Below are 25375 nucleotides of genomic sequence, written 5' to 3' on the forward strand. Positions count from 1 at the left end.
TTATCCTCCCTGACCACCATTCTATTCCGCCGCTTCCAGCTTGCCGGAAATCCGGCGGGACTGGCGCGACAGTTCATCATAGTCCCGCTGCCATTCGGTCGGACCGTTCGAGGGCGAAACCTGCACTGCGGTCACCTTATATTCGGGGCAATTGGTCGCCCAATCGGAATAATCCGTGGTGATGACATTCGCCTGCGTATCGGGGTGATGGAAGGTGGTATAGACCACGCCCGGCGCGACGCGGTCGGTGATCAGTGCCCGCAGCGTCGTGTCGCCAGAACGGCTGGCCAGCTTGATCCAGTCTCCTTCCTTGATACCGCGCTGTTCGGCATCATGCGGATGGATTTCCAGCCGGTCTTCTCCATGCCAGACGGTGTTTTCGGTGCGCCGCGTCTGCGCGCCGACATTATACTGCGACAGAATACGCCCGGTGGTCAGCAGCAGCGGGAAGCGCGGGCCGGTGCGCTCGTCCGTCGCCACATATTCGGTGCGGATAAACTTACCCTTGCCGCGCACGAAGCCATCGACATGCATTATCGGCGAACCGTCTGGATGCTGTTCGTTGCAGGGCCATTGCACAGACCCCTTTTCCTCCAGCATCTCATAGGAAACACCGGCAAAGCTTGGCGTCGTCGCGGCGATTTCCGCCATGATCTGGGACGGATGGCTGTAATTCCAGCCTAGCCCCATGGCCTCAGCCATTTTCTGGGTCACTTCCCAGTCGCTATAACCATTTTTCGGGCTCATCACCTTTCGCACCCGGTTGATGCGCCGCTCGGCATTGGTAAACGTACCGTCCTTTTCCAGGAAGGTCGAACCCGGCAGGAAGACATGCGCGTAATTGGCGGTTTCATTCAAAAACAGATCGTGGACAACAACGCATTCCATCGCCGCCAAGCCTGCCGAAACATGCTTGGTATCCGGGTCGGATTGCAAAATATCCTCGCCCTGGACGTAAAGCCCCTTGAACGTGCCTTCCACCGCCGCATCTAGCATATTGGGAATACGCAGGCCCGGCTCGTTGTTCAGCGTCACACCCCAGAGTTTCTCGAAGGTCTCGCGGGTGGCATCGTCGGAAATATGCCGATAGCCCGGCAGTTCATGGGGGAAAGACCCCATATCGCAGGACCCCTGCACATTGTTCTGCCCACGCAGCGGGTTCACCCCGACACCCGGACGGCCGATATTGCCGGTCGCCATGGCCAGATTGGCAATCGCCATGACAGTGGTCGAGCCCTGGCTATGCTCTGTTACGCCCAACCCGTAATAGATCGCCCCATTGCCGCCGGTGGCATAAAGCCTGGCCGCCCCGCGCAGATCAGCAGCAGGTACGCCTGTAAACGCCTCAGTTGCTTCCGGGCTATGCTGAGGATCGGCCACAAAAGCCGCCCAATCCTCAAATTCTGACCAGTCGCAGCGCTCGCGGATAAAGGCTTCGTTGGCGAGGCCCTCGGTGACGATCACATGCGCCAGCGCCGTCAGCACGGCAACATTGGTGCCGGGCTTCAGCGGCAAATGGAAAGCCGCCTCGACATGCGGCGTCTTAACCAGATCGATACGGCGCGGATCGATAACGATCAGTTTCGCGCCCTTCCGCAGCCGCTTTTTCAGCCGCGAACCAAACACCGGATGGCCATCGGTCGGATTGGCACCGATGACGAGCACCACATCGGAATGCTCGACACTGTCGAAATCCTGCGTACCCGCCGACGTCCCGAAGGCTTGGCCGAGACCATAACCGGTCGGCGAATGGCAGACGCGGGCGCAGGTATCGACATTGTTATTGCCAAAGCCAGCGCGGATCAGCTTCTGCACCAGATAGGTTTCTTCATTGGTACAGCGCGAGGAGGTAATGCCGCCGATGGAATCGCGGCCATATTGATATTGCAACCGCTTGAACTCGGAGGCCACATGGGCAAAGGCCTCCTCCCAGCTCACTTCCCGCCACGGATCGGTAATTTTCTCCCGCACCATCGGATTGAGGATGCGATCCTTGTGGCTGGCATAGCCATAGGCAAACCGGCCCTTGACGCAGGAATGGCCGCGATTGGCCTTGCCGTCTTTCCACGGCACCATGCGCACCAGTTCTTCGCCGCGCATTTCCGCTTTGAAGGAACAGCCGACGCCGCAATAGGCGCAGGTCGTCACCAGCGAATGCTCCGGCTGGCCAATGGCGATGACGGATTTTTCCGTCAGTGTCGCAGTCGGACAGGCCTGCACGCAGGCCCCGCAGGACACGCATTCCGATTCCAGAAATGCCTCATGGGCGCCGGGCGACACCCGGCTACCGAAGCCGCGCCCCTCAATGGTCAGCGCAAACGTACCCTGCACTTCCTCGCAGGCCCGCACACACCGCGAACAGACGATGCATTTGGAGGGATCATAGGTGAAATAAGGATTGCTTTCGTCCTTCGGCATGTAGCGGGCATTCAACCCTTCACCAGCCCGGGTCTTGACGTGGTTGTCACCCTCATAGCCGTAGCGAACATCGCGCAGGCCCACGGCCCCTGCCATGTCCTGCAATTCGCAATCGCCATTGGCTGCACAGGTCAGACAGTCCAGGGGATGGTCGGAGATATAAAGCTCCATCACCCCCTTGCGGATGGCTTTAAGCCGCTCCGTCTGGGTGTGAACGACGATACCGGGCGCGCAGGGCGTGGTGCAGGAGGCCGGGGTACCATTGCGGCCCTCGACCTCCACCAGACAGAGCCGACAGGAACCAAAGGCATCCACCATGTCGGTGGCGCACAGCTTCGGCACCTGAATGCCAGCCTCCATCGAGGCCCGCATGATCGACGTACCTGCCGCCACCGTCACCTCACGACCATCAATGGTCAGCGTCACCGTCTCGGTGGAAAGCGAAGCCGGGGTGCCGTAGTCAATTTCATGGATCAGAGACATGGTCTTTACTCCGCCGCTTCAACCAGGGGGGCAGGCGCAAAATCCTGCGGGAAATGGGTCATCGCACTCATGACAGGATAGGGCGTAAAGCCGCCAAGCGCGCAAAGCGATCCGAATTTCATAGTGTTGCAGAGATCTTCCAGCAGCACCTTGTTCTTTTCCGGCTCAATACCCTTGGCGATCCGGTCCACCGTTTCGACGCCGCGTGTCGAGCCGATCCGACAGGGCGTACACTTGCCGCAACTTTCGACCGCGCAGAATTCCATGGCAAACCGCGCCTGTTTCAGCATATCGGCGCTGTCATCGAAGACCACGATCCCGGCATGACCGATCAAGCCGCCAGCTGCGGTAAAGGCTTCATAGTCGAACACCGTATCAAACAGCGAGGGCGGGAAATAAGCCCCCAGCGGTCCGCCCACCTGCACCGCCTTCACCGGACGGCCCGTCAAGGTGCCGCCGCCGATATCGTTGATAATCTCGCCCAGTGTCAGGCCGAAGGCTGTCTCGTACAGACCGCCGTGTTTGACATTGCCAGCAATCTGGATCGGGATGGTGCCATGCGACCGGCCAACGCCGTAATCGCGGTAGAACTGCGCGCCGCGGTCCATGATGACAGGAATGGAGGCCAGCGACATGACATTGTTGACAACGGTCGGCTTACCAAACAGCCCCTCCAGCGCCGGAAGCGGCGGCTTGGCCCGCACCACACCGCGCTTGCCTTCCAGGCTGTTGAGCAGCGAGGTTTCCTCACCACAGACATAGGCGCCGGCCCCTTCCCGGACCTCCATATCGAAAGCGTAAGCAGAGCCTAACACGGAAGCTCCGAGAATACCCTGCTTGCGGGCGATCTCGATGGCTTCACGCATCACGACGATGGCATGAGGGTATTCCGAGCGGGTATAAACATAGCCCTTGGTGGCACCGACAGCGATCCCGGCAATCACCATGCCTTCGATCAGCACGAAGGGATCACCCTCCATGATCATCCGGTCGGCAAAGGTGCCGCTATCGCCCTCATCGGCATTGCAAACGATGTATTTCTGCTCGGCTTTGGCATCCGCCACGGTTTTCCATTTGATACCGGTCGGAAAGCCCGCCCCGCCGCGACCGCGAAGGCCGCTTTCGGTGACTTCCGTGACGATGTCGGCGGGCGGCATGGCAATCGCTTTGGCGAGACCGGTCAGGCCCTTATAATGCCGATAGTCCTCCAGCGACAGCGGATCAGTAATGCCGCAGCGGGAAAAGGTCAGCCGCGTCTGGTTCTTCAGGAACGGAATATCGCTGGTCAGGCCGTGACAGAGCGGATGGGCAGCCCCGGTCAAAAACCCGGCATCGAACAGGCCCGCGACATCAGAAGGCTTGACCGGACCATAGGCGATCCGACCGCTGTCCGTGCGCACTTCAACCAGGGTTTCCAGCCAAAGCATGCCCCGCGACCCATTGCGAATGATCGTCACATCGACATGGCGCGCCACAGCTTCACGCTCTATGGCGGCGGCAACCTTATCGGCCCCGACCGCCAGAGCAGCGGCATCCCGGGGAACGAAAACGGTAATACTCATCGGCCCGCTCATCGACGGGCCTCCATCAGCAGATCGTCAAGACAGTGCTCATCCAACCGGCCATGCAATTCCCCGTCCAGCATGGCGGCGGGCGCGCAGGCACAGAGCCCAAGACAGAAAACCGGCTCCAGCGTCACCGCGCCATCAGCGGTGGTTTCATGCCAGTCAATACCGAGCCGGGCCTTGATTGTTTCGCCAAGAGGCTCGCCACCCAGGGATTGGCAAGCCTCGGCCCGACAGAGTTTCAGGACATGGCGACCAGAGGGATGATCACGAAAATCATGGTAGAAACTGACAACCCCATGGACTTCGGCTCGCGACAGGTTCAAGGCACGGGCAATCACCGGCTTGGCGCTATCAGGCACGCATCCGAATGTGCGTTGAATTTCATGCAGGATCGGCAGAAGGGGGCCTTCGAGATGCTTGAGGCCATCGATGATCGCCTCCACCCTGGCCATATCGGCTTCCGCCGCCACATGCATATTCATCGCTTCCTCCTCAACGGCCAGCAACGACGGCATGGGTCGCGCGGCAGAACGGTACACTCACCCGTTTTGCGAGAATGAATCCAGCCTGTCGCTCAGGTCAATACCGCAGTATTGTTACGCGATAGAAAAAACCTATCAAAGACTTGTGCAGCTGCGAGGCGGCGCGCCTCATGCAATAGCGCTGAAACCAATGGCGTATAGGGTTCGCGATGGGTGGCAACCAGCCCGACAAGATGCTGGGCCTGCGGCTCGACAATCGGCACCATGCGAATTTCCTCCGGAAAACCGAAGGATTCCGCAACGTTACGCGGCATGATCGATGACCATTGTCCGGTTCGGATATGAGAAAACAACACGATCATCGAGTTGGATTCCAGTGTCGGTCGAGGCACCACTCCCGCCTCGGTGAAATGCTGATTAATGATGCGCCGGTTCTGCATATCGGCCGTCAATAGGCAAAGCCGAAGATCAGAAACCTCTCGCCAGGTCACACTTTCCCGGTCGGCCAGCGGCGTGCCGGTCGCCGCAATCAGGTGATAACGCTCGGCATAGAGCGGGACAGACGTCACCCGGCCAAGCGGTTCATTGTCGAGATAGGTGATACCTGCATCAATCTCGAGATTTTCCAGAAGACTGAGGACCTGGAGAGAATTGCGCGACACCACCTGGAACGTCACAGCCGGATGATGCGCCTGAAATGGTTCCGTCAGCCTCTGCACCATGGCCAGCGCCGTCGGGATCACCGCAAGGCGAATATGTCCAGCCAGACCATTGCGCGCCGCCCGCATTTCCTCGCGCATGGTGCGCGCATCGCCGACAATCCGCCGCGCCCATTCCAGCACCCGCTGCCCCTCGGGCGTCAGGCCTTGAAACCGGGAACCGCGTTGCACCAGGATCACACCCAGCTGATCTTCAAGCTGGCGGATTGCCGCTGACAGCGTGGGCTGGGAAATGCCGCATTCTTCCGCAGCACGACCGAAATGCTGGGCGCGGGCAAGAGCGATGAAAAATTCCAGCTTGTCGATCATCGCTGCACCGCCTGTCGCCCGAGCCTTGAATCATCGGAAAGGCCGAAGCACATCCTTTGTCGGCAGTCCCATGCGCATCAATCACGCAGGTCGAATGTCGTCTCCTCGCCCGCAGGTGAACAATACATCTGGTACAGCACCGATACCAGTTCCTTCACCGCCGGATTGGTGATCGAATAATAAATCTGGCGCCCGGACCGGCGGCTTTCCACCAGATTGTCCATCCGCAACCGTGCCAGTTGCTGTGACACAATGGCCTGCTGCAATTGCAGAAGCACTTCCAGCTCGCCAACCGTCTTTTCCCCTTCGCTGAGAATACACAGAATCAACAGCCGGTTTTCATGGGACAGGGCCTTCAGAAGAGCAGCGGCGCCTGCTGCTTTCTGCATGAAGTTGGCCAATTGGCTCGCCGGCGTTTCGGCGTCTGTTGAAGAAGCGATCATAGGTTCCATCGAATGACAATGTCTACGGACTGCTGAACACCGGATGAAGGGAAGCGGATCAGCGACGGACAAAAACTGCTCAACATGGCACAGACAGCGCGAGATCCTTCAGCATCCTTGCGCTCTTTGCCAAGGCAATCCGCTCTGTTTCATCAAGATCAGGCACAAGATCCATCAGAATTCCGCTCGAGCCAATCACCCGTGGCACGGACGCAGCAACATTCGTGACCCCTGCCAGCTCCGCTGTGACGCTGGAAACGGAAAGCACATCACGCTGATCGCTGGCAATCGCTTTGACGATCCGTGCCAGACCGGCACCGATGCCGTAATAGGTGGCACCTTTTCCCTTGATAATCTTGTCGGCGGCATGGCGCACACCGGCGTCGATCTCGCTGCGAACCGTGTCTGTCACCGGCTTGCCCGCCTGCTTGGCAAAAGACATCAATGGCACGGCGCCAACCATTGCATTCGACCAGGCCAACACTTCGCTATCGCCATGCTCGCCCAGAACATAGGCATGGACGGATTGCGGCGAAATCTCCAGATATCGCCCGAGCAAGCTGCGAAACCGTGCGGTATCGAGTATGGTGCCGGAGCCGATCACTCTTTGTGGCGCAAGGCCCGACAACCGGGTCGCGATATCGGTCATGATATCGACAGGATTGGAAGCGATCAGCAAAATTGCATTCGGTGCTGCTGCGAGAACCTGGTCCACGACCTGCCGGAATACTTCCGCATTGCGGCCAAGCAATTCGAGCCGGGTTTCACCCCGTTTCTGGCTGACACCTGCCGAGATGATAACCACGCCCGCTCCAGCGAAATCACCATAATCTCCGGCTCGTACAAGGGTTGCTGAAACGAATGGCACGGCATGGGATATGTCCTCGGCCTGGGCTTGGGCCAGATCCGTATTATAATCAACCAGCACGATTTCCGAGGCGATGCCAAGCATTGTTAATGCATAGGCCGATGCACTGCCCACCATGCCCGCTCCCACTATGCCGACCTTCATATCCCCACTCCTGACCGCGAAACTACCCGCGTTACTGACCCCGTATTCACGCCACATCGTGCATCTCCGCATGGCGATCTGCTTCGAAATTTCTTCAATCCCAGAGGGTCCAAAGACACTGTTATGGACTATAACATAATTTCAAAACGGCCAAAAATGCACGATATGCGATGCCAGACGTCGTTATGTTTTCCCCATACCACCATGCTTATGAAGGTCTGCTGCGATCGTCACCTGCACCGCTTTACTTCACGTCTAAATCAATTGAGAAGAGTATTACTTCTGAGTAAGCGCGGACAGTGACGTTACGTGAGGCGAGTGTCAACCGCGGCATCCGGCCATTTTTGTGATAGAATGACCCCTTCGGACATAAAAAAATAATGGTAGCGCAATCATTTGGGATAGGAAGGTCGTCGGCCTGCTTTCGAGAGCATTGGCACCATTTGGAATCAGCAATTACGCTGTGCAGCGAGCGCTAAAGAGAAGCTGGAAAACAACGCTCAAACACCACTACCCAAAACACAGGCTCGCCTTGCCCAACACTGAATGGCGGAAAGTGAAACTTTCGATGTGTTTTATTTTAATCTGAATAAGGGAAGAGTACACATTGAAACCGTACGACCGAAAGTATTTTAAAAATCATCGGCTGCTTCCGCATACTTTCCCAAATCCAACCGGCTTGAACGAAAAAATTACGCCGAAAGCTTAAAAGATTACAGTATTTTAAGGGTGTTTGATGAAATCGAGCACGCTTTAGAAGTTATCACAAAAAAAGCGGCCACGAGGGCCGCCTTGAAAACCGAAAAATGAAGACGCCGTCAATCAGGCTGGAACCAGGACGCCGTTAAGATGCGTCATTGCGTTCAAGAACTGCTCCAGCTTGGTCCGGTGTTCGTGATTTTCCGTATCGTCCAGCTCAGCTTTGGCCAATTCGATCCGCTTCATCAGCGTATCGCGGCTCAGCTCATCGACCGGTACGGCACTTTCCGCCAGCAGAGTCAGTCTTTCCGGTGTGATATCAGCAAAGCCACCGAAAATGACATATTTGCCGGTTTTTCCGGAAGCAAACTTCACCGTTACGACACCTGGCTTGATCACCGTCATCGTCGGCGCATGGTGGGCCATGACGGTCATCTCACCTTCGGTCGCCGGAATGACAACCTCGCTTACCTTTTCCGAGATCAGCAACCGCTCGGGGGAAACGAATTCGAAATTGAAATTGTCAGCCATGGCTTTTTACTTTCTAACGCTGGAAACTGAACGCACGATCATAAACCGTGCGTTCTTCGATCCATGGATCAGGCAGCAACAGCTGCCAACTTCTTTGCCTTTTCGATGGCTTCGTCCATTGAGCCGACCATGTAGAAGGCGGCTTCCGGCATATGGTCGTAGTCGCCATTGACCAGGCCCTTGAAGCCCTTGATCGTGTCTTCCAGCGACACCAGCTTGCCTGGCGAACCGGTGAAGATTTCAGCAACGTGGAACGGCTGCGACAGGAAGCGCTCGATCTTACGGGCGCGGGCAACCGCAATCTTGTCGTCTTCAGACAGTTCGTCCATCCCGAGGATGGCGATGATGTCCTGGAGCGACTTGTAGCGCTGCAGAGTCGACTGAACCTTACGGGCCACTTCGTAATGTTCTTCACCGACAACCATCGGGTCGAGCATGCGCGAGGTAGAGTCGAGCGGGTCAACAGCCGGGTAAATACCCTTTTCAGCGATCGAGCGGTTCAGAACCGTCGTTGCATCCAAGTGGGCAAACGACGTTGCCGGAGCCGGGTCGGTCAAGTCGTCGGCAGGAACGTAAATCGCCTGAACAGAGGTAATCGAGCCCTTGTTCGTCGTGGTGATGCGTTCCTGAAGGGCACCCATGTCGGTTGCCAGTGTCGGCTGATAACCAACCGCCGAAGGAATACGACCCAGAAGAGCCGACACTTCAGAACCAGCCTGCGTGAAGCGGAAGATGTTGTCCACGAAGAACAGAACGTCCTGGCCCTTGTCGCGGAAGTCTTCAGCGATGGTCAGACCGGTCAAGGCCACGCGCGCACGCGCACCCGGAGGCTCGTTCATCTGGCCATAAACGAGGGCGCACTTGGAACCAGCAGCAGAACCACCGTTTTCATGCGGGTCGACGTTCACCTTGGATTCGATCATTTCATGGTACAGGTCATTGCCTTCGCGGGTACGTTCACCCACGCCAGCAAACACCGAGTAGCCGCCGTGTGCCTTAGCAACGTTGTTGATCAATTCCATGATCAAAACGGTCTTGCCAACGCCCGCGCCGCCGAACAGGCCGATCTTACCGCCCTTGGCGTAAGGAGCGAGAAGGTCAACAACCTTGATGCCGGTCACCAAAATCTGAGATTCAGTCGATTGCTCAACATACTCAGGAGCAGGCTGGTGAATCGCGCGACGAGCAGTCGTCGTCACCGGCCCAAGTTCGTCGACCGGTTCCCCGATGACGTTCAGAATACGTCCGAGCGTTTCGTCACCGACAGGCACGGAGATCGGAGCGCCGGTATCGGAAACCGGTTGACCACGTACCAGACCTTCGGTCGAGTCCATGGCAATGGTCCGCACCACATTTTCACCGAGATGCTGCGCCACTTCCAGAATCAGACGATGGCCGCCGTTTTCTGTTTCCAACGCATTCAGGATCGGCGGCAAGACGCCGTCGAATTTCACATCGACGACGGCGCCGATGACCTGGGTCACCTTGCCCGCTGCGGGAGATGTCTGGGTCGCTGCCCTAGCCATATTCATACCCTCTTTTGTTCAAGCTCAGAGCGCTTCGGCGCCTGCAATGATTTCGATGAGTTCGGTGGTGATCTTGGCCTGCCGCTGGCGATTGTAACTCAGCGTCAACTTGTTGATCATCTCACCGGCGTTGCGCGTGGCATTGTCCATAGCGCTCATTTTAGCGCCCATTTCACCGGCGGCATTTTCAAGAAGCGCACGGAAAATCTGCACCGCAATGTTGCGCGGGATCAGGTCGGACAAGATCGAAGCCGCATCCGGTTCGTAATCATAGATCGCGGCAGCGCTGCTGGAAGCTGCCGGAGCATCGCCAACAGCCGCTGGAATCAACTGACGGGCTGTCGGGATCTGGCTTATAACCGACTTGAACTCCGAATAGAACAAGGTGCAGACGTCGAATTCGCCCTTGTCGAACATGGAGATCACCTTGCGAGCAACCGTATCCGCATTTTCAAACGCAACGCGCTTGACCTCGCGAAACTCTGTCCGCTCGACGATCAATGCACCGAATTCCCGGCGCAAACTGTCATAGCCCTTCTTGCCGACGCAATAGATCTTCACGGTCTTACCCGCTGCCAACAAGCTGCGCACATGATCACGCGCAAAGCGCGAGATCTGTGAATTGAAACCGCCGCAAAGACCACGCTCGGCCGTGCAGACGACGAGCAGATGCACGTCGTCCTTGCCGGTGCCTGTCATCAACGTGGACACGCCGTCATCGCTGCCAACCGCCTGGGCGATATTGGCGAGAACAGCGCCCATGCGCTGCGAATATGGCCGGGCGGCCTCGGCCGCCTCCTGCGCACGACGCAACTTAGCCGCAGCGACCATTTTCATCGCTTTGGTAATTTTCTGCGTCGCCTTGACGGAGGCGATCCGGTTTTTCAGATCCTTTAGTGAAGGCATCCGTTAATCCGTCCTTGGCTCGAGTCCGATTTAGGCGAAAGACTTTGCGAACGTATCGAGAGCAGCCTTGAGCTTGCCCTTGACGTCATCGCTGATAGCCTTCTCCGTGCGGATTGCATCAAGGATGTCCTTGCCTTCTGTCCGGAGATAGGAAAGCACGCCATGCTCAAATCGACCGACATCACTGACGGCAAGCTTATCGAGATATCCGTTGACACCCGCGAAAATCACAACAACCTGCTCTTCCACCTTCAACGGGGAGAACTGCGGCTGCTTCAGAAGTTCGGTAAGGCGCGCACCACGGTTCAGCAAGCGCTGCGTGGCAGCATCAAGGTCGGAACCGAACTGGGCGAAGGCGGCCATTTCACGATACTGGGCAAGCTCGCCCTTGATCGAACCAGCAACCTGCTTCATGGCCTTGATCTGAGCGGCAGAACCAACGCGCGAAACCGACAGACCAACGTTCACAGCGGGACGAATGCCCTGATAGAACAGGTCGGTTTCAAGGAAGATCTGGCCGTCGGTGATCGAAATCACGTTGGTCGGAATGAAAGCCGACACGTCGTTGCCCTGGGTTTCAATCACCGGCAGAGCGGTGAGCGAACCAGCGCCACGCTCGTCGGAGAGCTTGGCAGCACGCTCAAGCAGACGCGAATGCAGATAGAAAACGTCACCAGGATAAGCTTCGCGGCCCGGAGGACGACGCAGCAACAGCGACATCTGACGGTAAGCAACAGCCTGCTTGGACAAGTCGTCGTAAGCGATCAGGGCGTGCTGGCCCTTATCGCGGAAATATTCGCCCATCGTGCAGCCAGCGAACGGAGCCAGATACTGCATAGGAGCAGGATCAGAAGCGGTTGCCGCGATGATGATGGAGTATTTCAGAGCGCCACGCTCTTCCAAAACCTTGACGAACTGGGCAACGGTGGAGCGCTTCTGGCCGATAGCCACGTAAACGCAGAACATCTTGTCATCGCCACCAGCATCATGTGCAGGCTTCTGATTGAGGAAGGTGTCGAGAATGATGGCGGTCTTGCCGGTCTGACGGTCGCCAATGACCAACTCGCGCTGGCCGCGGCCAACCGGAATCAGAGCATCGATGGCCTTGATGCCCGTCGACATCGGCTCATGAACGCCCTTACGCGGAATAATGCCAGGAGCCTTGACGTCAACGCGCGAACGGATTGCCGAGTTGATCGGACCTTTGCCGTCAATCGGATTGCCGAGAGCGTCAACAACGCGACCCAGCAGCTCAGGACCAACAGGAACTTCAACGATGGCGCCTGTCCGCTTAACGGTGTCGCCTTCCTTGATGTCGCGGTCGGAGCCGAAGATAACCACGCCGACATTGTCGGATTCGAGGTTCAGCGCCATGCCCCGGATACCACCGGGAAACTCGACCATTTCACCGGCCTGAACATTGTCCAGACCGTAGACGCGGGCAATACCGTCACCGACGGACAGAACCTGGCCGACTTCGGAAACTTCAGCGTCCTGGCCAAAGTTCTTGATTTGATTTTTCAGAATTGCGGAAATTTCCGCGGCGCGGATATCCATCAGCCAACCTCTTTCAGTGCAAGCTTAAGGGTGGAAAGTTTGGTGCGAAGAGACGTGTCTATCTGACGGGAGCCGATCTTGACGATCAGACCACCCAGGAGAGACGGATCGACAGTCACGAACATCGTAACGGTCTTTCCGGTCGCGCTCTTCAGCGCCTCCTTCAGTTCGGTTTCCTGCGCCGGGGTCAGCGCATGAGCAGAGGTCACATCAGCAGCCAGTTCGCCACGGTGGCGCGCCGCGATCATGCGGAAGGCTGCGATCATGCCGGGAACGGCAAACAGGCGACGATTGGCTGCAACGAGCTTCAGGAAATTGCCGACGAGGCCGCCAATTTCAGCCTTGTCACACAGAGCTGCGATGGCAGAAGCCTGCTGCTCGCTGGTGAAGGCCGGGCTGGTAACCAGCCGCTGCAGATCAACGCTCTCGTCGATCATCGCCTGGAAACGATTGAGATCGCCAGCCACCGCATCCACAGAACCCGCCTCGCGCGCCAGCTCGAAAAGCGACGACGCATAGCGCTCTGCAACTGCGGAAACCGGCTGACCGGACATAGGCTGGGATGTGTCTGCCACGGGCACAAAATTCCCTGAATGTTACTCAAAACTGTCGCATGCGCCGGCTGGCGCAACACCAGTTTGATATCGTTTAAGTTTTCCCCCGGACTTCACAAGCAGTGCAGCTTGTATCGTCCAAATTTGCGGTCCGTCTAGCATACGATCCCCGGACTCGCAACACGGGTATTAACGGAATAAACGAGGAGGGCAACCCGCTTTTGACGATTTTGTGATCTTCGCCGTCAAATTAATGAGGCGGATTGCGCGAAATCGCGTCACACTAGGCCAAAGACGTAGATGAAAGGCAAAATGCCTAAAACAGTAACGGCAATTATAAGGTGAAAATTGCGCCAGGTCGCTCCGCGAGCTCCCCCATGGTCCGACAGGATCGACAAAATCAAACCAAACAGCCCGACCCCCAGAGTGATCCCATAGGCCAGATAGAGCATTGGCTGGGCCAGCATCACGGCGCTTGCGCCAAGGCCGGTCATCATGCCGCCACCCAGACGTAGCGCGGCCAACCCTTCCCGGCGGCCCTCCCACCCGCTCAAGCCGAGCCCCCGAAGGGTGATGCCCGGGGCAAACATAATGAGCAGGCCCAGAAGGGCAAAGAGCGCGGCGCTGGCAAAGGCCAGTTGCTCGCCGGTTTCGGTCGGAAAATAAAATTCCATGACAGCCTCTGGTGGTCCTTTGTAATCGTCCCTGCCTCAGGCCTGGATACGGCGCAAAACAGGAGGATGAATCGTATTTGCGCTCTTATGCCACAGGCAAATCCAGGCGCAATATCCGGCTTTCGTCACCTCAAGCGCCGTAGGCCCCTTATACGAAGGATTATTGGAAATCACCCGTCGTATTCCCCGGTATCAAAGAAAGCTCTGCGGATCGACATCCACTTGCACCTGGATGGAGCGACGCTCTTTCGGGCCGTTGCCCAGCATCGCAGCAACGAAAGCCTGCATGTCGCTGGCTTTACGGCCATGAATGAGCAGTCTGAAACGATGGCGGCCACGGATCAACGCCAGCGGTGCCTCGGCAGGCCCCAGAATGGCGATGCCGCCGACAGCAGGGGCGGCCTGGCGCAATTGCCGGGCATGGGTTTCGGCATCCGCCCTGTTGTCCGCCGACACGATGATCGAGACAAGCCGTCCGTAAGGCGGCAGCACCGCCCGCTCCCGCTCGGTAATTTCCCGCTCGTAAAACGCATCGGCATCACCGGAAACAATGGCTTGCATCACCGGATGCTGCGGCTGATAGGTCTGCAATAGGCCATGACTCTTCAAACCGGTACGCCCTGCCCGACCCGTCACCTGGCTCAACAGTTGAAAGGTGCGCTCGGCGGCGCGTGGATCACCATTGGCCAGGCCGATATCGGCATCAACGATACCGACAAGCGTCATCAGCGGAAAATTATGCCCCTTGGCCACCAATTGCGTGCCGATGACGATATCCGCCTCGCCCTTGGCAATGGCTTCCAGTTCCAGCCTGAGCCGTTTGACGCCGCCGAGATCCGACGACAAGACCAGCGTGCGAGCGTCTGGGAAGTGCCGCTCCACCTCCTCGGCAATCCGCTCCACGCCCGGCCCGCAGGCAACGAGATGGTCCAGCGTCCCGCATTCGGGGCAGGCATTGGGCGTCGGCTCGGCATAACCGCATTGATGGCATTGAATCTGGCCGCGAAACCGGTGTTCCACCAGCCAACTGGAACATTGCGGGCATTGGAAACGATGGCCACAGACCCGGCAGAGCGTCAGCGGCGCATAGCCCCGCCGATTGAGAAACAACAGTGCCTGTTGCTGCTTTTCCACCGTCTTGCCGATGGCCCGCAGCATGAGAGGCGAAAGAAACCCGCCCCGTTCCGGCGGATGGCGGCGCATGTCGACAAGATGCAGATCCGGCATCGCCGCATCGGCAAAACGGGTCGGCAGGTGAATACGCTTGTAGCGACCGCTATAACTGTTGACCTGACTTTCAACCGACGGCGTGGCCGACACCAGCACAGCAGGAATGCTGGCAATCCGCGCCCGCACCACTGCCATGTCCCTGGCATTGTAGAACACCCTGTCTTCCTGCTTGAAGGCCGGATCATGCTCCTCATCGACAATGATCAGCCCCAGATCGGCAAAGGGTAGAAAAAGCGCCGAGCGCGCACCGGCAACCACCCGAATATCGCCTGTCGCCGTTTGGCGCCAGACTTTTTCCCGCGTCCGGGTGGCAAGGTCGGAATGCCATTCGCCGGGCTTGGCACCAAAACGGTCCTGAAACCGCTCCAGAAAAGCGGTGGTCAGCGCGATTTCCGGTAGAAGGATCAGCACCTGGCGGCCCTGGCGCAGGGTTTCGGCAATCGCTTCGAAATAGACTTCCGTCTTGCCGGATCCTGTGACGCCATCGATCAGCGCCACCGAAAACCCGCCATCCCGAACACTCTCCACCAGCACCTCAGCTGCGCCCAGCTGCGGACCGGAGAGACGATGGGCGGCGTAATCCGGGTCCGGCAGCGCCACCAAGGGTGGAGGCGGTAGAAATACGGTTTCGAACAGGCCGAGCTTTGCCATGCCGTCAACAACCGAGGTCGAGACCCCTGCTGCATGCGCAAGCCCGCTCTTGGTCCAGGAAAGCCCGTCCTCGGCCAATTCCAGCACTTTCCTGCGGGCCGGGGTCAGTTTTTCCGGGGCATGACCGCTGTAGCGCAAGCCTTCGATCATCGGGTCCGGATCGAAAGCGGCAGGCGCACGCAAGGCCATGCGAGCCACCAATCCGGGGGGAGAAAGAGTATAGGCCGCCACCCAGTCGATGAACCGGCGCATGCCCACGTCCAGCGGAGGGCAATCGAACAGCTTTTCGATGCTGCGCAGTTTGGCGGGATCGACCTTGGCCCCGTCACCCTCGCCATCCCAGACAACGCCGACCACTTTGCGGGGCCCAAGCGGCACTTGCACGATGGCGCCCGGCGTCAGCATCATCTCATCGGGAACGGCGTAACTGTAAGGCCCCGGTGCCGGCAAGGGCACCAGGACGGGGACGGCGCGGCGGGCAGGACCGGCCTTGGCGCGCGGACCAAACAGATCTGACGATTCGGTGCTCATTGCGCCGGACCATGCCCCCGAACAGAACAAAATGGAACCGGAAATTTACGCCTTAATAGCCCGCACCCGACACTGGGATGGATGCGGGCAGTAGGTTGCTCACCCCACCCGCCGCAAGCCGGTCGGCTGCTGGGAACCGGTGGCTCCATGGGAGGGATGAAGATTAAACCGCCGAACCAGATCAAGCAGAACCGTTGCCTCGGAGGCCAGCGCCGCACTCGCTGCATTGGTTTCCTCGACCATGGCGGCATTTTTCTGGGTGACCTGGTCCATCTGGTTGACGGCGGTGTTGACTTCGGACAGCCCGACAGACTGTTCGCGCGCGGAGAGAGCAATGGCATCCATATGCCGGTTGATCGTCACGATATAATCCACAATGGTCTTTAGTGATTCGCCGGTATTGCGCACCAGTTCCACGCCTCTATCCACTTCGACCGTCGAATTGCGGATCAGTTCCTTGATTTCGCGGGCCGCCTGGGCGGAGCGCTGGGCAAGCTCGCGGACTTCCTGAGCGACGACGGCAAAACCCTTGCCAGCCTCGCCCGCGCGCGCCGCTTCCACGCCAGCGTTCAGCGCCAGAAGATTGGTCTGGAAAGCGATCTCGTCGATCACCCCGATAATATTGGCGATCTGGTTGGACGATTGTTCGATGCGCTGCATGGCATTGACCGCATCCGCCACAACACGGCCCGAGCTGGTCGCACTGCTATTGGCCTCGACGGCGACTGTTCTTGCTTCTTCGGCACGCTTGGAAGAATTGCCGACATTGGCGGTGATCTGGTCCAGGGCTGCGGCCGTCTCTTCCAGCGATGCAGCCTGCTGTTCCGTGCGCTTGGACAGTTCATCGGAACTGCCGCTGATTTCCAGTGAACCGTTGTCAATCGATTGCGAGGCCTGGGTCACGGCGATCATTGCCTCGCGCAACTGGGTGATGGCCGCGTTGAAATCGGCCCGCAGGCTTTCGAATTCCGGCGCGAAGGGCTGGTCCAGCCGGAACGTCAGATCGGCATTGGCAAGATGCTTGAGGCCATCGGCAAGGCCGGACGTGGCCTGGGCCATCGCTTCGGCCCGCAACCTGTCGACTTCTGCGGTGCGGCGACGTTCGGTTTCCGTTGTCTGGCGGCTGGCGGCCGCATCCTGCTCCAGTTGGCGGTTCGCGACTGCATTGTCACGGAACACGCCGACCGCATCGGCCATAGCACCGATTTCATCGGCCCTGCCCGCGCCAGGAATGGTGATATCCGTCTCGCCACCGGCAAGCTGGCCCATGCTGGCCGTCATGGCCCGGATTGGCTTGGCAATGCTGAGCGCCACGAACCACATGGCACCGATACCACCGGCCGCAATGATCAGGGCGACGATAGCCTGGAAGATGATATCACTGCCGCCGCGCTGGTTCAGCGCCTGGTCCAGGCTGATTGCCTCGGCCATCGCCACCGGCCTGGGCACGGACACGATCACCGACCATGGTGTCTTGGTACGCCCAATGGCGATTGGGGAAAATGCCTGAAACTGATCGGCATCGGCAAGAACGTCGGCCTTGCCACCCTGGATCATCGGTAGAAGGCCGGAGAGCGCCGGTGTCGTCTTGTCAAAACGCTGCCCGATTGTGTCTGGATGCTCGCTATCGGCGACCACCAACCCCTTGTAACTCACGATCTTAACGCCTGCCTTGCCGCCATAGATTGAAGCGCGCACATCCTCTGCCAGCTTCTGCACGAAGCCGAGATCGAAATCGGCCCCGGCGACACCGCGAAACTTGCCATCAATCATGATTGGCACAGACATGGTGGCAAGAAACACGTTCTTGCCCTGAACGATATAAGGCAATGGATCGAGAATGCTCTCGCCCCCGCCCTGCTGCGGACCGATATACCAGCCGCCCTTCATCACTCCGTTCGGATGCAATTCTGCACTGTCATATTCGACAAGCGGTTGAATGGCGATCTTGCCCGCCGCATCCCGGGTCCAATAGGGCAGGAAGCGCCCCGTCGCATCGGACCCCAGATCGCGGCGGTCGCGGAACTGACTGTCATTGCCATCAAGCGCATTCGGCTCCCAGGCACTATAGGTGCCGTTGAAACGCGGATTATCCTTGAGCAGGTTCAGCAACATGGCGTTAAGCTGCCCGCGCCTCAGCTCCACCGCCGTACCATTGACCTTGTCGCCCGCAGCAACCTCAAAACTACGTGCCAGATTCCGTGCGGCATCGAAAGCGCCATCCAGCGATGACCGGATGATGCCCGACTGGGTGGAGGCGAGCGTGGACAGGGCTTCCCGGGTTTTGGCTTCGGTGAGCTTGGTGACGTTATCGCCGACAAAATCTCTTGTCTGCCCGGCGGAGACAATGCCATAGCCGACCAGGCCAGCCGTGGCAGACAGGACGCAAAGACCTGCAAGCACGGCAATTTTCATTTGTATGGACTTAAACTGCATGTTGGTTTCTTTCGCCAGCCGAGATCTTCCCGCAAGATCTTCAGATTGGCTGATATTTAGATATTCCGACTATTAATATATTCAAAATATCCCCTCAATATCGAGGGCATAAAACCAAAGTATAGAACCGATTTTGACGATTGTTAAACCATCATAAACTAAGAGTATATTTAATATTTTCAATGCACGCCTTGGCATGTGTCGCATCAGTCCAGTGACCTGGGCGCGTCGGTTAATCTTTCCCTAATGGCTCTCCGGCAGGATGGCTTTGGTGTGTGATTCCTGGGCTGTTTAAGACCAAGACAGACACCACTGTATAAGACGATCAATCACGAAGGCCCTGCCGTGACAGAATTGCTGTTGATTGCCGCCCCCGACCTGATGGCGGAACGCCAGAATTGGCTTGCGAGCCTGTCTGGACAAAGGCGGCTCGCTGATCATACGTTGACCGCCTATGAACGCGATACCCGTCAGTTTCTCGGATTTCTGACCGGTTATTTCGGCGGTCCTCCGTCAATCGATGATATCAAGGCGTTACGACCTTCCGACCTGCGCGCATTTTTGTCGTCGCGCCGCAAGGAAGGTGCTGGCGCGCGCTCGCTCGGGCGCCATCTCGCCGGTGTCCGGTCGCTCTTGCGCTATCTGGAGCGCAAGGGCCTGGTCAATGCTGCCGGTGCCGGTGCCATCCGCTCACCCAAGCAGCCGAAATCGCTGCCGAAGCCGCTCAGTGCCGCCCAGGCTTTGACGGTGGTGGCCGCGGAAACACAATTGAACGAGGAGCCTTGGATCGCGGCGCGGGACGCTGCGGTTTTTGCTTTGCTCTATGGCTGCGGCCTGCGCATTTCCGAGGCGCTGGACCTGACACCCGCCGATATCGTCGCCACGACGACAACACTACGGGTGACCGGCAAGGGCAACAAGACCCGGCTCGTGCCGCTCTTGCCCATTGTGCGGCAAGCGGTTGAATCCTATCAAAGCCTCTGCCCCTATCACCTCCCAGCCACAGAGCCGCTGTTTCGCGGGGCGCGCGGCGGGAAATTGCAGCAAGGCATCATCCAGCGGGAAATGCAGCGCTTGCGCTCGGCACTCGGCCTGCCGGATACCGCAACGCCACATGCATTGCGCCATTCCTTTGCCACGCATCTGCTGAGCGGCGGCGGCGACCTGCGCACCATTCAGGAATTGCTTGGCCATGCCAGCCTCTCCACCACCCAGATCTATACCGGCGTGGATTCGGCACGGCTGTTGGATGTGTATGACCGGGCGCATCCCCGCGCGTGATACCAAATGTTTAAATTTGGAAAATAGGGTTCTGTAAAAGGGAACCGGCGGTGCCAGACAGACACGCCCAGATGGACCTTAGAAAGCAGGCAGGATGTTTAAAGCCAAGAATATGTCAGCGATAAACACAAGCGTTTCCCGCTGGGCTGACCCACGCTGGGCCGCCCCCCGCTGGATTGACCGTGCCTTGGCCATCGTCATGGCCTTGCCACTGCTGTTCCTGACGTTGCTGATTGCGGCTATCGTGTCATCGAGCTTCGCCAAGGCCGAGGACCTTTCCTGCACCGGACGCGATCTCCTACCGGATTTGCAGCAAAAGGACCCGAAAGCCTATCAAGCGCTGGAAGCCGAAGCGGCCAAGGTGCCGAATGGCCATTCGATTTTCTGGAAGATCGAAAAGCCAGGCATTGCACCGTCCTTCCTGCTTGGCACCATGCATGTCACCGACCCGCGCGTGTTGACAATGCCGAAAGGCGCACCGGACGCCGCTGCGGCAGCCGATACCATCATCGTTGAATCCGATGAGGTCCTCGACGACAAGAAAGCCGCTCTCGCGCTTCTGGCAAAGCCGGAATTGTCGATGTTTACCGATGGTACGACGATTACCAGCCGCCTGACACCTGAGCAGACGGCAACACTCGAAGCCGGACTGAAAGAACGAGGTCTGTCGCTCACCGCCGTCAACAGGATGAAGCCCTGGATTCTCGCGGCTTTCGTGGCACTTCCGGCCTGCGAAAAGGCCCGCAAAGCCGAAGGACAGTCCTTCCTCGACAAGCAGATTGCCGAAAATGCCGCCAAGGCCGGCAAGCGGGTGGTCGGATTGGAAACCTATGCTGAACAATTGGCTGCGATGAACGACCTGCCGATGGCTTTTCACTTACAATCGCTGATCGAGGCCGTCGAGCTTGGTGACAAGATCAATGACGTCAATGAAACCATGATCTCCCTTTATTTGAAGGGCGAGGTCGGGGAAATCATGCCTATGCTGAAAATAGTGTCCCCGAATGGTGAAACAGATAAGGCAGGTGGCCAAGCTGATTTCGATCAGCGGATCGTGATCGACCGCAACAAAGTCATGGCACAGCGCGCTGGTCCGCTTATTAGCCAAGGCAAGGTCTTCATGGCTGTCGGCGCCTTACATCTGCCGGGCGAAAAAGGTCTGGTCGAATTGCTACGTGCTCAGGGCTTCACCCTGACGGCCCTGCAATAAAATCAGAAAAGCCGTGGCTTGAACATCAAGCCACGGCCTCAAGATTGCAAAACGGTGATAACTGCGAGTTCTCACTTCTTTTAGAGCATCGGATTTATCCGAGAACCGGTTCTTAACTTTCGGTCAGATGCTCTAAAAAAGAGCGCAGATCACATGTGAATCGGCTTGGCGAAGGTGGCCAATGCTGCTTCCTTCACGGCTTCCGACATGGTGGGATGCGCATGGCAGGTGCGGCCAAGATCTTCCGAAGAGCCGCCGAATTCCATCAGCACAGCCGCTTCATGGATCATTTCACCAGCCCCAAGGCCGATGATGTGAACGCCAAGCACCCGGTCGGTCTCCTTATCAGCGAGAACCTTGACGAAACCGTCCGTCGCCAGCATGGCGCGGGCGCGGCCATTGGCGGTGAAGGGGAACTTGCCGACCTTGTAGGCGACGCCTGCGGCCTTCAGCTCTTCTTCCGTCTTGCCGACGGAGGCGACTTCCGGCTGGGTGTAAACCACGCCCGGAATGACATCGTAATTCACGTGGCCGTGCTGGCCGGAGAGGATTTCCGCAAGTGCGACACCTTCATCTTCAGCCTTATGCGCCAGCATTGGACCCTTGACCACGTCACCAATGGCGTAAATGCCGGCAACATTGGTCTTGAAGTGATTGTCGATTTCGACGCGGCCACGGTTGTCGAGGGCAACACCAACGTCTTCCAGCCCAAGGCCTGTGGTGTAAGGCTTGCGGCCCGTGGCGATCAGCACGACATCGGCTTCCAGCACGGTGGCTTCGCCGCCCTTGGCAGGTTCGAACGTCACCTTGGCACCGGTACCGGTCTTTTCAACAGCGGTTACCTTAGCGCCGAGGTTGAATTCCATGCCCTGCTTGACCAACATGCGCTGGAACTGCTTGGAGACTTCGCCGTCCATGCCGCCGAGAATAGTGTCGAGATATTCGACCACCGTGACCTTGGCACCCAGACGCGCCCAGACCGAGCCAAGCTCAAGGCCAATCACGCCGCCGCCAACCACGATCATCTTGCCCGGCACCTTGTCCAGCGCAATACCGCCGGTGGAAGAGACAATGATCTTTTCATCGATATCCACGGCAACGCCGGGAATGCCAGCCACATCCGAGCCGGTGGCGATGACGATGTTCTTGGTTTCAAGGATCTGTTCTTCACCCTTGTCATTGGTGACGGAGACCTTGCCGGCAGCCACGATCTTGCCGGTGCCGATGACACCGTCGATCTTGTTCTTCTTGAACAGGAAGGACACGCCTTCGACATTGGCTTTCACGGTCGCATCCTTGTGCGCCATCATCTTCGGCAGGTTCAGCACCGGCGCGCTGACATCCACACCGAGCTCAGCCATGCCATGGGCGGCATGGTGGAACATTTCGGACGCATGCAGCAGGGCTTTCGATGGAATGCAGCCGATATTGAGGCAGGTGCCGCCATAGGTGGCACGCTTCTCGACAACAGCCACCTTCATTCCAAGCTGGGCAGCCTTGATCGCGCAGACATAACCGCCGGGGCCGCTACCGATGACAACAAGATCATATGCCATTCAATCATTCCTTCACATCAAACGTTATGCCGCCCATCATTGTGGGTACCGGCAAAATCACGAACAGAGAGGGCCAAGGCCCGCATGAGACAAGCGCAAAGCGCTCACATTAACTGGCCTTTTCCGTCGCAAGCTTCAAACCAAGCACAATGAAGACTGCACCGCTGATGCGGTCGATCCATTGGCTGGCGCGTGAAAAGGCCGCACGCATTTTCGGCGTCGTCATGAAAATACTGACGCCGACAAACCAGGTGATCAGGCAGGTCGCCATCACTAGGCCATACCCGAACTTAACCGCGATCGGCGTGTGAATGCTGACCACCGTGGAGAAGATCGACAGGAAGAAAAACACCGGTTTCGGATTGAGGGCATTGGCTGCAAAACCGAGAAAGAAGGACTTGGAGATCGACTGGCGTTTTTGATCGCCCGCCTCCACAGTCGGCTGCGCCGTCATATCGGATTTACCCGCCCGCAAAGACTTTACGCCGATGTAAAGCAGATAGGCGACACCACACCATTTGACGATATTGAACAGGTAGATCGACTGGGAAATGATCAGGCCAAGGCCGAGAATGGTGTAGGTCACATGAAACATCAGCGACGAACCAACACCGAAACTGGTGATGATCGCCTCACGCCGTCCATGTACCAGGGATTGGCGCATGACCATAGCCAGATCAGCACCGGGAGAGACGATAGCGAAGGCGAAAATAGCCATCAGGGATGCGAGTTCAAACAGATAGGGATGCATCGACTTTCCTCACTCCGCGCCATAAGCAGCCGCTTAAAACAACAGGACCAACAGCATCGCCACCAGACCTGCCATCGAGCCCACCCATACCAGCGACCGGATATAGGGAATTCCCGCCAGATAAAGCGGAATGTAGATAATCCTGCACACCAGCCAGACCCACGCACCGATCAGGCCGAACCCATGTGGATCACCAGCCAGAATGAGGCCGAATGCAAGGGCAATGAACCCGGGATAGGTCTCCCTGAAATTCGTGGAGGCCCGCGCCGCACGGCCCGCGAGCTGACCGGTCGGTTTCCTGTCGTCATCTCTCGGACCGGCATTCCAGTTTGTCCCGAGTTCCTTTGTCGCCGTCATGCCTTGCAGCATGATGTGGATGAACAGCAGGACGACACTGATACCAATCAGCGGCAAAAAAGGCGAAGCGGCAAGAAAAGTCGGTTGCATGTTCATGCTCCACTTTTTGGTTCACACCATTCCCGATGGAATGCCGCATCGCATTTTGTGATCTGACATCTTCCGCCACCTATTGGCAGCGGAAGACGATCTCATTTGGTGTATTAGAGGTCGAGAACCAAACGTTCCGGATCTTCCAGGCTTTCCTTGACGCGCACGAGGAAGGTCACGGCTTCCTTGCCGTCAACAATCCGGTGGTCATAGGACAGTGCCAGATACATCATCGGGCGGATGACGATCTGGCCACCAACCACGACCGGACGATCCTGGATCTTGTGCATGCCCAAGATACCGGATTGCGGCGCATTGAGGATCGGCGAGGACATCAGCGAACCGTAGACGCCGCCATTGGTGATGGTGAACGTGCCGCCCTGCATGTCAGCCATTGAGAGCGAGCCATCGCGGGCAGCCTTGGCAAGACGACCGAGATCCTTTTCGACTTCCGAAATCGACATCTGGTCGGCATCGCGGATCACAGGAACGACCAGGCCCTTGTCGGTTCCGACGGCCATGCCGACATGGCAGTAGTTCTTGTAGATGATATCGGTGCCGTCGATCTCAGCGTTGACGGCAGGCAGTTCCTTCAGGGCATGGGTGACGGCCTTGGTGAAGAAGCCCATGAAGCCCAGCTTGACGCCATGCTTCTTTTCGAAAATGTCCTTGTATTTGTTGCGCAGGCTCATCACCGCCGACATATCCACCTCGTTATAGGTGGTCAGCATGGCAGCCGTGTTCTGCGCATCCTTCAGGCGCTTGGCGATGGTCTGGCGCAGGCGGGTCATCTTGACGCGCTCTTCGCGCGACGCATCGTCGGCGGAGGAGACCGGACGCGGCGCAGCGACCGGGGCCGGGGCCGGAGCAGCGGCAGGCGCCGATGCACCCTTTGCAACGGCGGCGATTACATCGCCCTTCAGCACCTGGCCACGCTTGCCGGAGCCATCCACCTGATCGGCAGAGATATTGTTTTCAGCGAGCATCTTGGCTGCGGCAGGCGCTGCCGGCATGGCAGAACCCGCAGCCGGAGCGGCAGGGGCCGCCTGTGCAGGTGTAGCAGCAGGCGCCGGGGCAGCAGCAGCAGGTGCAGCCGCACCAGCCGATGCGCCTTCGGCGATCTGGCCGAGCAGAGCGCCAAGACCAACCGTTTCACCGTTCTGGGCAACGATTTCGGTCAGAACGCCCGAAGCAGGACAAGGGACTTCAACCGTTACCTTGTCGGTTTCCAGTTCCACGAGCGGCTCGTCCGCCTTGACGACATCGCCGACTTTCTTGAACCAGGTGCCGACGGTGGCTTCGCTGACGGATTCACCCAGAGTGGGGACGCGGATTTCAGTGGCCATGATGATAAATTCCGTTGATCGATATGGATTTCGAGCGAAAGGGTGGACCCGGCGG

20 protein-coding genes are annotated in these 25375 nt (G+C 58.0%); 2 read left to right on the top strand and 18 right to left on the bottom strand.

The window, feature by feature from the left end:
- Positions 1–21: 21 nt before the first annotated feature.
- From fdhF to AVI_RS31440, 14 genes are all read right to left on the bottom strand, one after another.
- Positions 22–2901 (bottom strand): formate dehydrogenase subunit alpha, encoded by a 2880-nt coding sequence (gene fdhF / locus AVI_RS16200; protein WP_015917374.1) that lies wholly within the window; start codon positions 2899–2901, stop codon positions 22–24.
- Positions 2902–2906: 5 nt separating this feature from the next.
- Positions 2907–4463, bottom strand: a complete 1557-nt coding sequence (locus AVI_RS16205; protein ID WP_015917375.1) for a formate dehydrogenase beta subunit — start codon at positions 4461–4463, stop codon at positions 2907–2909.
- An 8-nt stretch (positions 4464–4471) separates the two neighbouring features.
- The gene (locus AVI_RS16210; protein ID WP_015917376.1) at positions 4472–4951 is read right to left on the bottom strand and encodes a formate dehydrogenase subunit gamma; all 480 of its coding nucleotides are present in this window, start codon (positions 4949–4951) and stop codon (positions 4472–4474) included.
- 92 nt (positions 4952–5043) lie between these two features.
- A complete protein-coding gene (locus AVI_RS16215; protein ID WP_015917377.1) occupies positions 5044–5979 on the bottom strand; it encodes a LysR family transcriptional regulator in 936 nt (311 codons plus the stop codon).
- A 77-nt stretch (positions 5980–6056) separates the two neighbouring features.
- Positions 6057–6368 (bottom strand): ArsR/SmtB family transcription factor, encoded by a 312-nt coding sequence (locus AVI_RS16220; protein ID WP_049777320.1) that lies wholly within the window; start codon positions 6366–6368, stop codon positions 6057–6059.
- A 133-nt stretch (positions 6369–6501) separates the two neighbouring features.
- Positions 6502–7434, bottom strand: a complete 933-nt coding sequence (locus tag AVI_RS16225; protein WP_015917379.1) for an L-lactate dehydrogenase — start codon at positions 7432–7434, stop codon at positions 6502–6504.
- Positions 7435–8256: 822 nt separating this feature from the next.
- The gene (locus AVI_RS16230) at positions 8257–8664 is read right to left on the bottom strand and encodes a F0F1 ATP synthase subunit epsilon (RefSeq protein WP_015917380.1); all 408 of its coding nucleotides are present in this window, start codon (positions 8662–8664) and stop codon (positions 8257–8259) included.
- A gap of 68 nt (positions 8665–8732) precedes the next feature.
- The gene (atpD, locus tag AVI_RS16235) at positions 8733–10190 is read right to left on the bottom strand and encodes a F0F1 ATP synthase subunit beta (protein ID WP_015917381.1); all 1458 of its coding nucleotides are present in this window, start codon (positions 10188–10190) and stop codon (positions 8733–8735) included.
- Positions 10191–10214: 24 nt separating this feature from the next.
- On the bottom strand, positions 10215–11096 hold the full coding sequence (locus tag AVI_RS16240) for a F0F1 ATP synthase subunit gamma (RefSeq protein ID WP_015917382.1): 882 nt from the start codon (positions 11094–11096) through the stop codon (positions 10215–10217).
- A gap of 30 nt (positions 11097–11126) precedes the next feature.
- Positions 11127–12653 (bottom strand): F0F1 ATP synthase subunit alpha, encoded by a 1527-nt coding sequence (gene atpA, locus AVI_RS16245; protein WP_015917383.1) that lies wholly within the window; start codon positions 12651–12653, stop codon positions 11127–11129.
- Positions 12653–13234 (bottom strand): F0F1 ATP synthase subunit delta, encoded by a 582-nt coding sequence (locus tag AVI_RS16250; RefSeq protein ID WP_015917384.1) that lies wholly within the window; start codon positions 13232–13234, stop codon positions 12653–12655. Before AVI_RS16250 ends, atpA begins: the two co-directional genes overlap by 1 nt.
- Positions 13235–13485: 251 nt before the next feature.
- The gene (locus tag AVI_RS16255) at positions 13486–13881 is read right to left on the bottom strand and encodes an AGROH133_08824 family phage infection protein (protein ID WP_015917385.1); all 396 of its coding nucleotides are present in this window, start codon (positions 13879–13881) and stop codon (positions 13486–13488) included.
- Between the two features lie 192 nt (positions 13882–14073).
- Complete coding sequence (locus AVI_RS16260) at positions 14074–16293, bottom strand: primosomal protein N' (RefSeq protein ID WP_015917386.1); 2220 nt, start codon at positions 16291–16293, stop codon at positions 14074–14076.
- Between the two features lie 99 nt (positions 16294–16392).
- On the bottom strand, positions 16393–18729 hold the full coding sequence (locus AVI_RS31440) for a methyl-accepting chemotaxis protein (RefSeq protein WP_015917387.1): 2337 nt from the start codon (positions 18727–18729) through the stop codon (positions 16393–16395).
- A gap of 345 nt (positions 18730–19074) precedes the next feature.
- Between AVI_RS31440 and AVI_RS16270 the strand changes: the two genes are divergently transcribed.
- Together AVI_RS16270 and AVI_RS16275 are read left to right on the top strand one after the other, a co-directional pair.
- On the top strand, positions 19075–20010 hold the full coding sequence (locus AVI_RS16270) for a tyrosine recombinase XerC (RefSeq protein ID WP_041697186.1): 936 nt from the start codon (positions 19075–19077) through the stop codon (positions 20008–20010).
- A 199-nt stretch (positions 20011–20209) separates the two neighbouring features.
- Positions 20210–21220: a TraB/GumN family protein gene (locus AVI_RS16275; RefSeq protein ID WP_234617695.1), complete on the top strand. Its 1011-nt coding sequence runs from the start codon at positions 20210–20212 to the stop codon at positions 21218–21220.
- Positions 21221–21369: 149 nt separating this feature from the next.
- On the opposite strand, the gene lpdA is transcribed toward AVI_RS16275, so the two are convergent.
- From lpdA to odhB, 4 genes are all read right to left on the bottom strand, one after another.
- Positions 21370–22776: a dihydrolipoyl dehydrogenase gene (lpdA, locus tag AVI_RS16280; RefSeq protein WP_015917390.1), complete on the bottom strand. Its 1407-nt coding sequence runs from the start codon at positions 22774–22776 to the stop codon at positions 21370–21372.
- A 109-nt stretch (positions 22777–22885) separates the two neighbouring features.
- On the bottom strand, positions 22886–23527 hold the full coding sequence (locus tag AVI_RS16285; protein WP_015917391.1) for a LysE family translocator: 642 nt from the start codon (positions 23525–23527) through the stop codon (positions 22886–22888).
- 33 nt (positions 23528–23560) lie between these two features.
- On the bottom strand, positions 23561–23974 hold the full coding sequence (locus AVI_RS16290) for an MAPEG family protein (protein ID WP_041697189.1): 414 nt from the start codon (positions 23972–23974) through the stop codon (positions 23561–23563).
- A gap of 113 nt (positions 23975–24087) precedes the next feature.
- Positions 24088–25320, bottom strand: coding sequence for a 2-oxoglutarate dehydrogenase complex dihydrolipoyllysine-residue succinyltransferase (gene odhB, locus AVI_RS16295; protein WP_015917393.1), 1233 nt, complete (start codon positions 25318–25320; stop codon positions 24088–24090).
- Between the last annotated feature and the right edge of the window lie 55 nt (positions 25321–25375).

The sequence above is a fragment of the Allorhizobium ampelinum S4 genome (assembly GCF_000016285.1).
Taxonomy (GTDB): domain Bacteria; phylum Pseudomonadota; class Alphaproteobacteria; order Rhizobiales; family Rhizobiaceae; genus Allorhizobium; species Allorhizobium ampelinum.